The sequence below is a fragment of the Burkholderia sp. Bp8991 genome (assembly GCF_003853795.1).
In the GTDB taxonomy this organism is placed as follows: Bacteria; Pseudomonadota; Gammaproteobacteria; order Burkholderiales; family Burkholderiaceae; genus Burkholderia.
On record NZ_QTQJ01000002.1, the window covers coordinates 94,397 to 108,528 of the forward strand.

Sequence of the window (14,132 nt, forward strand, 5' to 3'; positions counted from 1 at the left end):
ATTCGCCATCATGAACGGCATCCTGCGTCTCGCGTTCAAGCTGCTCGTCAACGACAGCGCGAAATTCACCGCGCTGATCGTCGGCATCACGTTTTCGGTGCTGCTGATGATCGAGATGACGTCGCTGTTCGCCGGCATCCTGAACAAGTCGTCGGCGTCGGTCATCAATATCGGCGCGAAGGTATGGGTGATGGACCCGGCCGTGAAGACGATCGCGAACAGCATCGGCATGCCCGACTACGTGCTCGACGCGGTGCGCAGCATCGACGGCGTCAAGTATGCGGTGCCGCTCTATTCCGGCGGCGCGCTCGTCAAGCTGCGCTCCGGCACCTACCAGGCCGTGACGGTCGTCGGCCTCGACGACGCCAGCCTGCTCGGCCGCCCGACGATGCTGCAGGGCCGCATCGAGGACATCTACGCGGAAAACGGCTTCATCGCGATTCAGGATCCCGAGTTCCGGAAACTCGAGAATCCGTCCGTCGGCACCGATTTCGAGTTGAACGATCATCGCGGCGTGATCGTCGGCATCGCGAAGGTCGCCGCGAGCGGCCTGTTCGGCACGCCGACGCTTTACACCACCTACGCCCGCGCGATCCGCTACATTCCGTCGCCACGCTTCACGACCTCCTACATCCTCGTCGAGCCCAAGTCGGATGCCGACATCGCCCACATCAAGGCCGTCGTGCAAGCGCTCGGCTATCGCGCGTACACACGCGACGAATTCATCGCGCAGATCGCGCGCTTCTACAAGTACGAGACCGGGCTCGGCACCAACATCATGCTGATGACGATCATCAGCTTCATCATCGGCCTGTCGATTTCCGGGCAGACGTTCTATGCGTTCATCCTCGAGAACCTGGACAAATTCGGCGCGCTGAAGGCGATCGGCGCGAAAAGCCGCGAGCTGGTCGCGATGATCCTGTTCCAGGCGACGTTCACCGCGCTGACCGGTTACGGTATCGGCGTCGGGCTGTGCGTGCTGATGATCAGTCTCGCGAAACTGCGGATTCCCGACTATGCGGCGCTCATCACGTACGGCAACCTGTCGCTCGCGTTCGGGATGGTGGTCGTGATCGCGACGATTTCGAGCTATCTCGGCGTGCGGCGCGTGCTGCGCATCGAGCCGTTCGACATCTTCCGGGGCTGACGATGGCCGGCATCGCGATCGACGCGCGCGGCGTCGGCAAATGGTTCGGCGAAGGCGACGCGCGCACGCAGGCACTGCGCGACGTGTCGATGCAGGCGAACTTCGGCGAGATGCTGCTGATCGTCGGGCCGTCCGGCAGCGGCAAGACGACGCTGCTCAGCGTGATCTCCGGCATCCTGCGGCCGGACGGCGGTTCGGTGTCGATCGACGGCGTCGACCTGTGGGCGCAGCCGAACGACGCGATCGCCGATTTCCGGCTGAACCGGATCGGTTTCGTGTTTCAGGATTACCACCTGTTCCCGCGGCTCACGACCGCGGAGAACGTCGCGATCCCGCTGATCCTGAGGCGCCGGCCGTGGGACGACGCGCTCAAGGAAGCGCACGCGTATCTGGACGTGGTCGGGCTCGCAAACCGCGCGCAACTGCCGCCCGTGAAGCTGTCCGGCGGCGAACAGCAGCGCGTCGCGATCGCGCGCGCGATCGTCAGCCAGCCCGACCTGCTGATCCTCGACGAGCCGACCGCGTCGCTCGATGGCGACACGGGCCGCATGATCATCGACTTCGTCAAGCACAAGGTGCTCGACGACACGCGCTGCATCGTGATCGTCACGCACGACGCGCGGATCTTCGAGTACGCGGATCGCGTCCTGCGGATGGAAGACGGCAAGCTGAACGGCATCGAGCGCGGAGGTGCACGATGAAACACCGGCTCGTGTTCGTGGCGGCCCTGCTCGGCTTCCTGGCAAGCGTCCTCGCCGCGTGGGTCTACAGCCGCCAGGAGCCGCCGCAGCCGCCGGTATTCAAGCCGGCCGCCAATCCGTACGCGCGCGGCGTCTATGCGAACGGCATCGTCGAGAGCGAGCAGCCGGCCGGCGCGAACGTGAACGTCTATCCGGACGTCTCGGGCGCGGTGACGCGCATCCTCGTGCACGACGGCGATCCGGTGAAGGCCGGCGACGCGCTGCTGACGATCGACGACTCGGTGCAACGCGCGACCGCCGCCCAGCTCGCGGCGCAGGCCGACGCGGCCGCCGCGCTGCTCGACGAGCTGAAGGCGCAGCCGCGCCGCGAGGTGCTCGACGTGGCCAGTGCGCAAACGGCGGCCGCGCAGGCGAGCCTGAAGCTCGCGCAGGACCAGTACGACAAGCAGCGGCACGCGTACGACATCGATCCGAAGGCGGTCAGCCGCGACGCGCTCGACACGGCCGCGAACGCGGTGCGCGTCGCGGCGGCCAACCTGGACGTCGTGACGCGGCAGTATCGTCTGACCAAGGCCGGCGCATGGAGCTACGACGTGCGCAACCAGGAAGCGCAGGCCATCGCGCTGCGGCGCGCGGCCGACGCTGCGGCCGCACTGCTCGCCCGCTACACGCTGCGTGCGCCGGCGGACGGGACCGTCCTGGCGATGAACGCGGCCGTGGGGGCCTACCTGACCTCGCAGGGGCTCTACGACACCTATACGCGGGGCAGCACGCCGGTCGTGGTGCTCGGCACGCCGGTCGACCGGCTGCAGGTCCGCTGCTACATCGACGAGATCCTGATCCACCAGTTACCCGACCTGCATGCGTTGAAGGCGCACATGTTCGTGCGCGGCACATCGGTCGAGGCCGATCTCCAGTTCGTGCGCGTGCAGCCATACGTCACGCCGAAGATCGAGCTGTCCGACCAGCGCACCGAGCGCGTCGACGTGCGCGTGCTGCCGGTCATTTTCCGTATCTTGCCGAACAGGAATGTGCGGCTGTTTCCCGGGCAGATCGTCGATGTCTACGTCGCAGGCAAATAACGGGGCCCGCCGCGCGCGCGCGCTGCGCCGCGGCACCGGCGCGCTGGCCGTCGCCGTGCTGCTCGCGGGGTGCACGGTCGGGCCGAATTTCGTCCCACCACCCGCGCCGCGCGTCGCGCGCTTCGTGCCGCCCGACGATCCGGGCGCGGCGTCCGGCTCCTGGAGCGGCGGCGGCCGGACGCAGGCATTGTCGGCGGACGCGGCGCTCACGCGCGACTGGTGGACACGCTTCGGCAGCCGCGCGATCGACTCGACCGTCGCCGAAGCATTGACCGGCAGCCCGACGCTCGATCTCGCCGAAGCGACGCTGCGGCGCAGCGAGCACGCGCTGCGGGCCGGCCAGGGGATCTTCTTTCCGCAGGTGGATGCACAGGCCGGCGCGTCGCGCCAGCGCGCTGTGCCGCTGCGCACCGGCCAGGCGTTGCCGGCGTCGATCTTCAACCTGTTCACGCTGTCGGCCACGGTCAGCTACACGCTCGACCTGTGGGGCGGCGAACGGCGCCAGGTCGAAGCGCTCGCGGCCGACGTCGATGCGCAACGGCAGGCGCTGGCGGGCGCCTACCTGATGCTGACCGCGAACGTCGTCAATACGATGGTCGCGCGCGCGGCCTATCGCGACGAAGCCGCGGCGACGCGCGAAATGATCGGCCTGCTCGACGAGCAGGTTCGTCTGACGCGCGCGCAGGTGACGGCCGGCGCGGCAGCCTACGTCGCGGTGCTGACGCTGGAATCGCAGCGGGCGTCGTTCGAGGCGACGCTGCCCGCGCTCGACCAGAAACGCGCGCAGGCCGACGATCTGCTCGCGCTGCTGGCCGGCCGCTACCCGGCCGACTGGCGGACGCCGGACCTGTCGCTCGACGGGATCGAGCCGCCCGCCAGCCTGCCCGACACGGCGCCGTCGTCGCTGGTGCGCCGCCGCCCCGACATCCTGCAGGCGGAAGCCCAGTTGCACGTGGCCAGCGCGCGGGTCGGCGTCGCGACGGCCGCGCTTTACCCGAACCTCTCGCTGTCCGCATCGGGCGGGTTCGACAGCGTCGTCGCCGGCAAGCTGTTCTCGCCCGCCGGCCGCGTGTGGAGTGCCGGTGCCGCACTCACCGCGCCGATCTTTCATGGCGGCTCGCTGCTGAACCAGCGGCGCGCCGCGCAGGATGCGTACGACGAAGCCGATGCGACCTATCGGCAGGTCGTCCTGTCGGCGTTCTCGCAGGTGGCCGACACGTTGCGCGCGCTCGCCAACGACGCGGCGGCGCTCGATGCGCAGGCGCGCGCGATGGCCGCGGCTCGTGACGCGCTGAAGCTCACGCAGGCCGGCTACGACGCGGGGATTGCCGGCTACGTCCAGTTGCTGGTCGCCGACTTGCAATACCATCAGGCGCGGATTGCGTGGCTGCAGACGGTCGCGCAGCGCCTGCAGGATACGGTTGCGTTCTACGTCGCGCTCGGCGGCGGCTGGGGCGATGCGGGCTGACGCGCGCCGACAAGCGCGCCGCACCGGCATTCAGTCCCGCTCAGCCCCATTCAGCCCGTCTGCGCCACCACGTCGGGCCGCTGCCACGGCGGCAATTCCGCCCAGCCGAGCGGCCCGTAGACGGTGCCGCCGGCGGCCTCGATCCGTTCGACGAACGTGGCGAGCGTGACCCCGGCCGGCACGGTCAGCGTCAGCGCGTCGACGAAATCCTCGCTGCGCAGCCATGGCGCCGCGCCGTGGTTGATCTGCTGGACGCTCCACGCATGCCCGTGCCGCCCGGCCTCGGGCGGTAACAGACCCGGCGCGTCGAACGCGACCCGGAGCAATTGCACGCGCGAATCGCTGTACGGCGGTTTCGCGGCATTCTGGTACGGCACGTCCGCCCAGCGCTCGCCGCATTGCTCGTCGAGCGGCAAGCAGGTAAACCACGCCCAGGGCGCGCGGACGAAGCACAGTCGGTAAAGGTGCCCGGCACCATCCAGATTGGCGATCAACGTCATGATGGGTTCATCCCGAAAGACTCGTGAGGCGACGCGTGATGCCGAACGCATCGCGCGCATGGCATGCGCGGATAACGGGGTCCCGACACCGCATGCACGCACCAACTCACTATCCTGCCGCCGCCGGGGCCCATGCTTGATCGTCGTCAAACCGCGCGCCGGCCGGGAATCTCGCCCGGCCGGCATGGGGATCCCGCAATTCCTGATTTCGGTCAACCGCCGCCCGCGCGTTCGGGATGTAATCGATTTACTGTTCCGTCGACTCCCGCAGAGGCACCCCATGAAACTGACTTTTCTCGGTGCGACCGAAACCGTGACCGGCTCGAAGTACCTGCTCGAGCACGGCGGCCGGCGCGTCCTGGTCGATTGCGGCCTGTTCCAGGGGACCAAGAACCTGCGGCTGCGCAACTGGCGCGCGCTGCCGTTCGCGCCCGACACGCTGGACGCGGTCGTGCTCACGCACGCGCACATCGATCACACCGGCTATCTCCCGGTGCTGGCCCGCGAAGGCTATCGCGGGCCGGTGTACTGCACGGCGGCCACGGCCGAACTCTGCGACATCATGCTGCGCGACAGCGCGCGGCTGCAGGAGGAGGAAGCCGACTTCGCGAACCGGCACGGTTATTCGAAGCATCATCCCGCGCAACCGCTCTACACGCTGGACGACGCGCAGCGCGCGCTGCGCCTGCTGCAACCCGTCGCCTTCGACGAATGCACCGCGCTGGGCGGCAGCCTGTCGTTCCGCCTGCTGCCGGCCGGGCACATCCTCGGCGCGGCGAGCGTCGTGATGCACTGGGACCACAAGGTGCTCGCGTTCTCCGGCGATCTCGGCCGGTATCACGACCCGATCATGCAACCGCCGCGCCCGCCCGCGCATGCCGACTACCTGGTGGTCGAATCGACGTACGGCGACCGGCTGCATCCGGCGTCGGATCCCGAAAACGAGCTGGCCGGGATGTTCGACAAGACCTTCGCGCGCGGCGGGGTCGTCGTGATGCCCTGCTTCACCGTCGGCCGCGCGCAGGAGATCCTGCACTACATCGCGCGGCTGAAGGCGGCCGGCCGCATGGCGCGCGTCCCGGTGTTCGTCGACAGCCCGATGGCGACGGACGTGACCGAGATCTATCGCCACCATATCCTCGAACACCGGCTGACGGCCTCCGAAGCGAATGCGCTCGGCCACGCGGCCACGATGATCCGCTCGGTCGAGCAGTCCAAGGCGATCGCCGAACACCACGGCCCGATGGTCATCATCGCCGGCAGCGGGATGGCGACCGGCGGGCGCGTGCTGCATCACCTGAGCCGCCATGCGCCCGACGCGCGCAACACGATCGCGCTGGTCGGCTACCAGGCCGCCGGCACGCGCGGCGCGGCACTGGCCGCGCACGAGCCGACGCTGAAGATTCACGGCGAGTACGTGCGCGTGCGCGCGCAGGTCGAGTCGATCACGACGCTGTCGGCCCATGCCGACTACGAAGAGATCCTGAAGTGGCTCGGCACGATGCAGGGCGCGCCCGTGCGGACCTTCGTCACGCATGGAGAACCCGCTGCCGCGGATGCGATGCGCCGGCGCATCTCGGAGCGCCTGCATTGGCCGTGCGAGGTGCCGACCTACGAGCAGTGCGTCGATCTGGACGCGATTGAATCAAACAACACGCAGGAGCCCGCCGCGCTGTCGTCCTGACTGCCGGCGCAACGCCGGCCGCGCGTGACGGGCGGCGGAGGCACCCGGTTTCCGCCACGCGCGGCCCGGCATTCAGCCGATTTCGATGATGACCTTCAGCGCGTGGGTCTGCGCGGCGCGCCCGAACGTGTCGTACGCGCTTTCCACGTCGTCGAGCGAGAACCGGTGCGTGATCAGGCGCGCCGGATCGAGGCGCCCGGCGCCTACCGTCTTCAGCAGCATCGGCGTGCTGACCGTGTCGACGAGCCGCGTCGTGATCGAGATGTTGCGATCCCACAGCTTCTCGAGGTGCAGATCGGCCTTGACGCCGTGCACGCCGACGTTCGCGACGACCCCGCCAGGCGCCACGAGCGCCGTGCACATCTCGAACGTCGCCGGAATGCCGACCGCTTCGATCGCGCAATCCACGCCGACGCCATCGGTCAGCTTCATCACTTCCGCGACCGGGTCGACGCCGTGGCCGTCGATGCAGTCGGTCGCGCCGAAGCGCCGCGCGACCTCGAGCCGGTTGCCGTCCGGGTCGATCATGATGATCCGCGCGGGCGAATAGAACTGCGCGGTCAGCAGCGCCGCCAGCCCGATGGGCCCCGCGCCGACGATCGCGACCGAGCAGCCCGGCTGCACCTTGCCGTTCAGCACGCCGCATTCGAATCCGGTCGGCAGGATGTCGGACAGCATCACGAGCGCGTCCTCGTCCGCGCCGGCCGGGATCCGGTACAGGCTGGTCGGCGCATGCGGGATGCGCACGAACTCGGCCTGCGTGCCGTCGATCCGGTTGCCGAGGATCCAGCCGCCGGTCGTGCAATGCGAATACAGTCCGCGGCGGCAGTACTCGCAGCGGCCGCACGACGAGATGCACGAAATCAGCACGTGGTCGCCCGGCTTCAGCGAATCGACCGCCGCGCCGACCTGCTCGACGATGCCCACGCCTTCATGGCCGAGGACGCGGCCCGGCTCGCACGTCGGCACGTCGCCCTTGAGGATGTGCAGATCGGTGCCGCAGATCGTCGTGCGCGTCACGCGGACGATCGCGTCGGTGGGCGACTGCAGTTCCGGTTTGGGCCGCCGTTCGAGCGCCTTGCGCCCGGGGCCGTGATACACGAGTGCTTTCATCGCAATTCCTCCATCGAAAGGGGGGCCTGTTCAGGCATCGGGGCGGCGTCATGCCGGACCTGTGCCAGCAACACCGCGAGCGCGCAGGATGCGACCCGGACGGCGACGCCGTCGGCGCGGCTCGTCAGCACGATCGGCACGCGCGCGCCTACGACGACGCCCGCGTTCGCGGCGCCGCCCAGGTATTCGAGCTGTTTCGCGAGCATGTTGCCCGCTTCGATATCGGGCACGACGAGGATGTCGGCACGGCCGGCAACCGGCGAGTCGATCCCCTTCTCGCGTGCGGCCCGTTGCGATATCGCGTTGTCGAACGCGAGCGGGCCGTCGACGACCGCCCCCGTGATCTGCCCGCGCTCGGCCATCTTCGCGAGGGCCGCCGCGTCGAGCGTCGAACGCATCGCCGGATTGACGGTCTCGACCGCGCACAGCACCGCGACGCGCGGGCGCGCGACGCCCAGCGCATGCGCGACGTCGATCGCGTTCTGCGTGATGGCCGCCTTCTGCGCGAGATCCGGTGCGATGTTCACCGCGGCGTCGGTCAGGATGAACGGCCGCGGATACGCCGGCGCCTCGATCAGGAAGCAGTGAGACATGCGCTTGTCGGTGCGCAGGCCCGATTCCGCGGCGACGACGGCCCCCATCAGCTCGTCCGTGTGCAGGCTGCCCTTCATCAGCGCGCCGGCGCGGCCCGACGCCGCGAGTGCCACCGCGCGGGCCGCCGCGGCGTGGCTGTGGGGGACGTCCTCGATCGTCCATTTCGCGAGATCGACGCCCGCTTCGCTCGCCACGCGCAACACCTTCGCGCGCGGCGCGACGATCAGCGGTTCGATCGATGCGCCCAGCGGCGACGCGTTGAGCGCGGCAAGCGCGACGAGGCTGGCCGTGTCGCACGGATGCACGACGGCCACCGTCAGCGGCGGCGCATGGCGCGCACGCGCGATCAGGGCGGGCAGTTCGCCGTCCGCGCGCGGCAACAGGCCGGGCAGGCACGCGCCGGCGGACGGATCCGGATGCAGGTTCAGGTTCATGTTCAGGTCTCCAGCACGTAGCTGCCGGGCGCCGCGCCGAAGCCGGCGGCCGGCACGCGTGCGGGCACCTCGCCCGACGAATGCGCGTGCAGCCAGTCGCGCCAGCACGTCCACCACGATCCGTCGAGCGCGGGCGTTTCGCTCACGAAGTCGCGCCGGTTGCGGTAAGGCGCGCCGGGCTCGCGCGTCGCGCAGCGATAGTGGCGTCCCGGATGGCCGGGTTCGGACACGATCCCGGCATTGTGGCCGCCGGAGGTCAGCACGAACGTCAGCGCGTGGTGCGTGAGCAGATGGAGCTTGTAGACGGAACGCCAGGGCGACACGTGATCGCGCTCGGTCCCGACCACGAATGTCGGCACGTCGATATCCGACAGCGCGACCGGCCGCCCGTCGACGCAGTAGCGGCCGGCCGCGAGATCGTTGTCGAGAAAGAGGCGCGTCAGGTATTCCGTATGCATCCGGTACGGCATGCGCGTGGTGTCCTCGTTCCACGACATCAGGTCGTTCGGCTTCGTGCGCGTGCCGAGCAGGTATTCGCTCATCATGCGCGACCAGATCAGGTCGCGCGCGTTCAGCAACTGGAACGCGGCGGACATCTGCGCGCCGTCCAGGTAGCCCTGCCGCCACATCAGCGCATCGAGCGCGGACAGTTCGCTCGCGTCGATGAAGAGGCCGAGTTCGCCGGGTTCGCTGAAATCGGTCTGGGCCGCGAGCAACGTGACGGAGCGCAACGCCTCGTGCTGCCGCCCGTCGCGCGCGAGCGCCGCCGCGCCGATCGCCAGCAGCGTGCCGCCGAGGCAGTAGCCGACCGCGTGGACCGCTTCGCCGCAGATCGAGCGGGCGGCGTCGAGCGCCGCCATGCACCCGTCGCACAGATAATCATCGAGCCCGAGCTCGCGCGCCTCCGCGCCCGGATTGCGCCACGACACGGCAAACACCGTGTAGCCGGCATCGACCAGGAAGCGGATCAGCGAATCGTGCGGCTGCAGGTCGAGGATGTAGTACTTCATGATCCACGACGGCACGATCAGGATCGGCTCGCGCGCCACGCCGGCCGTCGTCGGGTCGTATTGCAGCAGCTCGCACAACGCGTTGCGCCAGACGACGCGGCCCGGCGTGATCGCCACGTCGCGTCCCGGCAGATAGGCGCGCGTATCGCGGGCCCGCGTGCCGTGCGTGCGCTCGAGCAGCGCGTGCGCGTCTTCCAGCCAGTGCCGCCAGCCTGCCGCGAGATTCGCGCCGCCGCTGCGCATCGTCGCGTCGAGCACGACCGGGTTGGTCGCAAGGAAATTGCCCGGCGAGCATGCGTCGAGCCACTGTCGCGCGACGAATCCGACCAGTTCCTCGTGATGCCGTTCGACGCCCGGCACGCCGCGCGTCGCGTCGCGCCACCAGCGCTGGATCGACAGGAAGCCGTCGCGGTACGCGCGAAACGGCCATCCGGACCACGCGGGCGCGGCGAAGCGCGCATCGGCCTGCCCGGCGTGCACGGCCAGGCCGCCCGCGCCGCCATCGTCGGCCTCGCCCTTGCCCTCGCCCTCGCCTTCCCGGTTGGCCGCGGGTGCCACGGCAGCCAGCCACGCCTGCGTCGCAAGCTCGAAGCATTTTCCCGGCGACACGGCCAGATGCGCGCCCCAGTCGAGCGTGGCCAGCGCGAGCGACACGGGCGACAGCCCGAAGGTCATCGCGGCCACGTTCGCATGCGCGGCGCGGTTCCATTCGTCGGCGGGCGACGGCCGGGCCGGCGTGCATCCGGCCGGGTGCGACGCCGGTACGTTCGTAGCCGTTGGCCGCATCGACTCGTGCTCGATCGGCATGCGCATGACGGATCCGTTCATCGCATGTGCATGCCGCCGTTGACATCGAATTCCGCGCCGGTCGCGAAAGCCCCCGCGTCGGAACACAGGAACGCGACGAGCTCGGCGATCTCGCCGGGATTGCCGAGGCGGCCGACCGGGATCTGCGGCAGGATCTTCGCGTCGAGCACTTCCTTCGGCACCGTCTCGAGCATCGCGGTCGCCAGATAGCCCGGGGCCACCGTGTTGACCGTCACGCCGTGGCGCGCGAGCTCGAGCGCCAGCGCCTTCGTGAAGCCGTGGATGCCGGCCTTCGCGGCCGCGTAGTTCGCCTGCCCGTATGCGCCGCGCGAACCGTTCACCGAGCCGATGTTCACGATCCGCCCGAAGCCCGCCTCGATCATGCCCGGCACGAACGGCTTCGTCATGTTGAACATGCCGTCGAGGTTGGTGCGCAGCACCGCGTCCCACATGCTCTTGGTCATCTTCACGAAGGTGGCGTCCTGCGTGACGCCGGCGTTGTTGACGAGCACGTCGACGCGCCCGAACTCGGCCAGCACGCGTGCCGCGCAGTGCTGGCACGAATCGTAGTCGGCGACGTCGACCTCGAACGCGTGGAACGTCCTGCCCGCCTCGCGTTCGTGCGTGAGCCACGTCGCGACGTGGTCGTTGCGCTCCGTATGCGACACCGCCACCGTCATGCCCGCATCGTGCAGGCGACGGCTGATCGCGGCGCCGAGGCCCCCCATGCCGCCCGTGACGAACGCGACCCGGTCAGCGCACATGGTCGTTCTCCTGCGCGCCGGTCGTGCCGTTCAGGCGGCGCACGGCAACCGGCGCCCCGTCGTTCGCGTCCTCGATCCCGCGCTCCAGCGCCGTCATCCAGTCGGCCCACGGCATGCTGGCTTCGTTGACCACGGCCAGTCGCCCCAGGTCGGGCAGCCAGTCGGTCTGATAACGCGACATCGCGCCCGCGCCGTATTCGCGCAACCAGGTGCGCCATGCGCCGGCGTTCTCGTATTGCGCACGCATGCACAGCTCGGCGGCATCCTGCCAGATCGCGACGCTCGCGATCGCGTAGTCGCGCATCACCTGCCGGGTCGCCTCGCCGAAGGCCGTCCACTCTTTCGTGTCCGCCAGCGCCTGCTGCAGGAGGCGCACCGCGGCGCGGTCCCGCTCGATGCGCCGCCCTGCCAGCGCGTGCCATTCGTGCTGCCAGTCGCGGTTCTGCGCGACCATGCGCAGCGCGAGATCGCAGCCCGCGCGGCAAGCGTCGTTCGGTGTCGTCAAAGCGTACGTACTCATCGGCGTCCCTCGTTCGATCCGGTCAATGGGTTGGCATCGCGCCTCGTGCCGCCTGCCCGGGATCGGGATCGGCATCGCGACCGCTTCACTGTGCGGGCATCGCGCAACGGAGCCGTTGATCTGAGTCAAGTACGCGGAAACCCTGCTCCGTAGACTGGATTGCACTGGCGGTTCCCCCGTCGATGGAGCGATTCCGATGAGCTACAAGAGCATAGTCGTGCACCTCGATACGAGCGCCCGCGCGCATTCGCGCCTTGAGTTCGCGCTGCGCCTCGCCCGGCGCTTCGGTGCGCACCTGACCGGCCTGTTCGCGGTCTACACGCCGGAACCGCATTCGTTCTACGTGATGGCCGGGTCCGCCGATTACTTCCGCGAGCAACGCGCACAGCGCGACGAGCGGCTCGCCGCGCTGGAACGCCTGTTCCACGCCGAGACGGCCCGCGCGAAAGTGCCGGCCGCGTGGGTGCGTGCCGACGACCGCGCGAACCTGGCCGTGCCGCGCGCCGCACGCCTGGCCGACCTCGTGATCGCCGGCCAGAGCGACCCGAACGATCCCGAGACCTACATCGACGACCAGTTTCCGGAGAACCTCGTGTTGTCCGCCGGCCGCCCGGTGCTGCTCGTGCCGTACACGGGCGAATTCCCGTCGATCGGCGAGCGGGTGTTCATCGCGTGGGACGGCAGCCGGGAGGCGGCCCGCGCCGCGCACGACGCGCTGCCCTTTCTCGAACACGCGAAGCGCGCGACGGTCGCCGCCGTGGTCGACGGCGACTCGGAAGCGGCGGCCACGCGCATTCCGGCCGCCGACGCCGCGCTGATGCTGGCGCGCCACGCACGCGACGTGAACGTGCTCGATATCGATGCCGGTGCCGGCCCCGCGGTCGGCGATACCTTGCTGTCGCGCGCGTATGAAACGGGTTCCGACCTCCTCGTGATGGGCGCCTACGGCCATCCGCGCTGGCGCGAGCTGGTGATGGGCGGCGCCACCCGCACGGTGCTGGCGTCGATGACGCTGCCGGTGCTGATGTCGCACTGAGCCGGCCGATGCGTACGCTCGCCCTGCTCGTCGTCAATGCCGGTTCGTCGAGCGTGAAGTTCGCGCTCTTTGCCTACCCGCCGCACGGCGACCCCGCGCGGCGGCCGCTGCACGAGGGCGAAGCGGTCGCGGCCGGCAACAGCGTGTCGATCCGCTACGACGCCGAGCCGGACGGTTCGCTGCCGCTCGGCACGGCGGACGATCCCTACCGCGCCGTGCTCGCGCGGATCGCGGCGTGGATCCGCGTGAAGTTGCCGCATGTCGCGCTGGGCGCGATCGCGCATCGCGTCGTGCACGGCGGCGCACGCTACGTGGAGCCGACGCTCGTCGACGACGACGTGCTGGACGCGCTGCGCACGCTGACGCCGCTCGCGCCGCTGCATCAGCCGCACAGCCTCGATGCGATCGACGTGCTGCGCGACGCGTTTCCGGACGTCCCGAAGATCGCCGTGTTCGACACGGCGTTTCATCGCACGCTGCCGCGCGTCGAGCAGCTGCTGCCGCTGCCGCATGCGTGGTTCGACCAGGGCGTGCGCCGCTACGGATTCCACGGGCTGTCGTACGAATACCTGTCCGTCGCGCTCGACGAGTCGTTCGGCGCCCGTGCGCACGGCCGCGTGATCGCCGCCCATCTCGGCAGCGGCGCGAGCCTGTGCGCGCTGCGCGACTGCCGCAGCGTCGCGACGACCATGGGCTTCTCCGCGCTCGACGGATTGATGATGGGCACGCGCAGCGGAACGCTCGATCCCGGTGTCGTCCTGCACCTGCTCGAGGCCGGCAAGCTGTCCGGCGACGAGCTGGGACACATGCTGTATCACGAATCGGGGCTCAAGGGCGTGTCGGGCGCGTCGGGCGACCCGCGCGTGCTGCTCGCGCGCGAGGCGGCCGGGGACGAAGCCGCCCGCGATGCGCTGGCGCTGTACGTCCATCGCATCGTGCGCGAGACCGGCGCGCTGACCGCGCTGCTCGGCGGCCTCGACATGCTGGTGTTCACGGCCGGCATCGGCGAACACTCGGCGGTGTTGCGCGAGCGGATCTGCGCGTCGCTCGGCTGGCTCGGCATCGTGCTCGATGCGCGCGCGAATGCCGATCATGCGCATGTCGTGTCGTGCGCGTCGAGTGCGGTCACGGTGGTCGTCGAGCCGACCAACGAGGCGTGGGTCGCGGCGCGCGCCGCGGTGCGCGTGCTGCGCGCCAATCGCGACGCTTGATCCAGATCAGCGCGAGCGGCGCATACGCGCCGATGATGATTCCATCGGCATCCGTTGAAGG

13 protein-coding genes are annotated in these 14,132 nt (G+C 69.7%); 7 read left to right on the top strand and 6 right to left on the bottom strand.

The genetic code is table 11. The annotated features are described in order from the left end of the window. The first annotated feature begins 10 nt into the window (after positions 1 to 10). Genes DIE02_RS02360 through DIE02_RS02375 form a run of 4 tightly spaced genes read left to right on the top strand, consistent with a single transcriptional unit; the run spans position 11 to position 4,398 of the window. Positions 11 to 1,147 carry an ABC transporter permease gene (locus DIE02_RS02360; RefSeq protein WP_124519790.1) on the top strand — a complete coding sequence of 379 codons (1,137 nt, stop codon included), beginning with the start codon at positions 11 to 13 and terminating at the stop codon, positions 1,145 to 1,147. Further along, positions 1,144 to 1,848 carry an ABC transporter ATP-binding protein gene (locus DIE02_RS02365; RefSeq protein ID WP_185640954.1) on the top strand — a complete coding sequence of 235 codons (705 nt, stop codon included), beginning with the start codon at positions 1,144 to 1,146 and terminating at the stop codon, positions 1,846 to 1,848. Before DIE02_RS02360 ends, DIE02_RS02365 begins: the two co-directional genes overlap by 4 nt. After that, positions 1,845 to 2,930, top strand: a complete 1,086-nt coding sequence (locus tag DIE02_RS02370) for an HlyD family secretion protein (RefSeq protein ID WP_124519788.1) — start codon at positions 1,845 to 1,847, stop codon at positions 2,928 to 2,930. The genes DIE02_RS02365 and DIE02_RS02370 overlap by 4 nt, the downstream gene beginning before the upstream one ends. Beyond that, a complete protein-coding gene (locus DIE02_RS02375) occupies positions 2,908 to 4,398 on the top strand; it encodes an efflux transporter outer membrane subunit (protein WP_124519787.1) in 1,491 nt (496 codons plus the stop codon). Before DIE02_RS02370 ends, DIE02_RS02375 begins: the two co-directional genes overlap by 23 nt. Positions 4,399 to 4,448: 50 nt before the next feature. Here DIE02_RS02375 and DIE02_RS02380 read toward each other — a convergent pair whose 3' ends face one another. After that, a complete protein-coding gene (locus tag DIE02_RS02380) occupies positions 4,449 to 4,898 on the bottom strand; it encodes a hypothetical protein (RefSeq protein ID WP_124519786.1) in 450 nt (149 codons plus the stop codon). A 280-nt stretch (positions 4,899 to 5,178) separates the two neighbouring features. Between DIE02_RS02380 and DIE02_RS02385 the strand changes: the two genes are divergently transcribed. Continuing rightward, a complete protein-coding gene (locus tag DIE02_RS02385; RefSeq protein ID WP_124528558.1) occupies positions 5,179 to 6,582 on the top strand; it encodes an MBL fold metallo-hydrolase RNA specificity domain-containing protein in 1,404 nt (467 codons plus the stop codon). A 72-nt stretch (positions 6,583 to 6,654) separates the two neighbouring features. Here DIE02_RS02385 and DIE02_RS02390 read toward each other — a convergent pair whose 3' ends face one another. Genes DIE02_RS02390 through DIE02_RS02410 form a run of 5 tightly spaced genes read right to left on the bottom strand, consistent with a single transcriptional unit; the run spans position 6,655 to position 11,824 of the window. After that, positions 6,655 to 7,695 (bottom strand): zinc-dependent alcohol dehydrogenase family protein, encoded by a 1,041-nt coding sequence (locus DIE02_RS02390; RefSeq protein WP_124528560.1) that lies wholly within the window; start codon positions 7,693 to 7,695, stop codon positions 6,655 to 6,657. Next, positions 7,692 to 8,723, bottom strand: a complete 1,032-nt coding sequence (locus DIE02_RS02395; protein ID WP_124485950.1) for a bifunctional enoyl-CoA hydratase/phosphate acetyltransferase — start codon at positions 8,721 to 8,723, stop codon at positions 7,692 to 7,694. The genes DIE02_RS02390 and DIE02_RS02395 overlap by 4 nt, the downstream gene beginning before the upstream one ends. A 2-nt stretch (positions 8,724 to 8,725) precedes the next feature. Continuing rightward, the gene (locus tag DIE02_RS02400; protein WP_124528562.1) at positions 8,726 to 10,561 is read right to left on the bottom strand and encodes an alpha/beta hydrolase; all 1,836 of its coding nucleotides are present in this window, start codon (positions 10,559 to 10,561) and stop codon (positions 8,726 to 8,728) included. Beyond that, complete coding sequence (locus DIE02_RS02405) at positions 10,558 to 11,304, bottom strand: beta-ketoacyl-ACP reductase (RefSeq protein ID WP_124528564.1); 747 nt, start codon at positions 11,302 to 11,304, stop codon at positions 10,558 to 10,560. The genes DIE02_RS02400 and DIE02_RS02405 overlap by 4 nt, the downstream gene beginning before the upstream one ends. Next, complete coding sequence (locus tag DIE02_RS02410; protein WP_124519782.1) at positions 11,294 to 11,824, bottom strand: hypothetical protein; 531 nt, start codon at positions 11,822 to 11,824, stop codon at positions 11,294 to 11,296. The genes DIE02_RS02405 and DIE02_RS02410 overlap by 11 nt, the downstream gene beginning before the upstream one ends. A 196-nt stretch (positions 11,825 to 12,020) precedes the next feature. Here DIE02_RS02410 and DIE02_RS02415 point away from each other — a divergent pair, with 196 nt between their 5' ends. Continuing rightward, entirely contained in the window at positions 12,021 to 12,860 is an 840-nt protein-coding gene (locus tag DIE02_RS02415; RefSeq protein WP_124528566.1) for a universal stress protein, read from the top strand. Between the two features lie 8 nt (positions 12,861 to 12,868). Continuing rightward, complete coding sequence (locus tag DIE02_RS02420; RefSeq protein ID WP_124528568.1) at positions 12,869 to 14,071, top strand: acetate/propionate family kinase; 1,203 nt, start codon at positions 12,869 to 12,871, stop codon at positions 14,069 to 14,071. Positions 14,072 to 14,132: the final 61 nt, after the last annotated feature.

What these genes read in the sequence shown, in the direction of transcription:
- DIE02_RS02360 (WP_124519790.1), top strand. Translation starts at nt 11, where the DNA reads ATGAACGGCATCCTGCGTCTCGCGTTCAAGCTGCTCGTCAACGACAGC.
- DIE02_RS02370 (WP_124519788.1), top strand. Translation starts at nt 1,845, where the DNA reads ATGAAACACCGGCTCGTGTTCGTGGCGGCCCTGCTCGGCTTCCTGGCA.
- DIE02_RS02375 (WP_124519787.1), top strand. Translation starts at nt 2,908, where the DNA reads ATGTCTACGTCGCAGGCAAATAACGGGGCCCGCCGCGCGCGCGCGCTG.
- DIE02_RS02380 (WP_124519786.1), bottom strand. Translation starts at nt 4,898, where the DNA reads ATGACGTTGATCGCCAATCTGGATGGTGCCGGGCACCTTTACCGACTG.
- DIE02_RS02385 (WP_124528558.1), top strand. Translation starts at nt 5,179, where the DNA reads ATGAAACTGACTTTTCTCGGTGCGACCGAAACCGTGACCGGCTCGAAG.
- DIE02_RS02390 (WP_124528560.1), bottom strand. Translation starts at nt 7,695, where the DNA reads ATGAAAGCACTCGTGTATCACGGCCCCGGGCGCAAGGCGCTCGAACGG.
- DIE02_RS02395 (WP_124485950.1), bottom strand. Translation starts at nt 8,723, where the DNA reads ATGAACCTGAACCTGCATCCGGATCCGTCCGCCGGCGCGTGCCTGCCC.
- DIE02_RS02400 (WP_124528562.1), bottom strand. Translation starts at nt 10,561, where the DNA reads ATGAACGGATCCGTCATGCGCATGCCGATCGAGCACGAGTCGATGCGG.
- DIE02_RS02405 (WP_124528564.1), bottom strand. Translation starts at nt 11,304, where the DNA reads ATGTGCGCTGACCGGGTCGCGTTCGTCACGGGCGGCATGGGGGGCCTC.
- DIE02_RS02410 (WP_124519782.1), bottom strand. Translation starts at nt 11,824, where the DNA reads ATGAGTACGTACGCTTTGACGACACCGAACGACGCTTGCCGCGCGGGC.
- DIE02_RS02415 (WP_124528566.1), top strand. Translation starts at nt 12,021, where the DNA reads ATGAGCTACAAGAGCATAGTCGTGCACCTCGATACGAGCGCCCGCGCG.
- DIE02_RS02420 (WP_124528568.1), top strand. Translation starts at nt 12,869, where the DNA reads ATGCGTACGCTCGCCCTGCTCGTCGTCAATGCCGGTTCGTCGAGCGTG.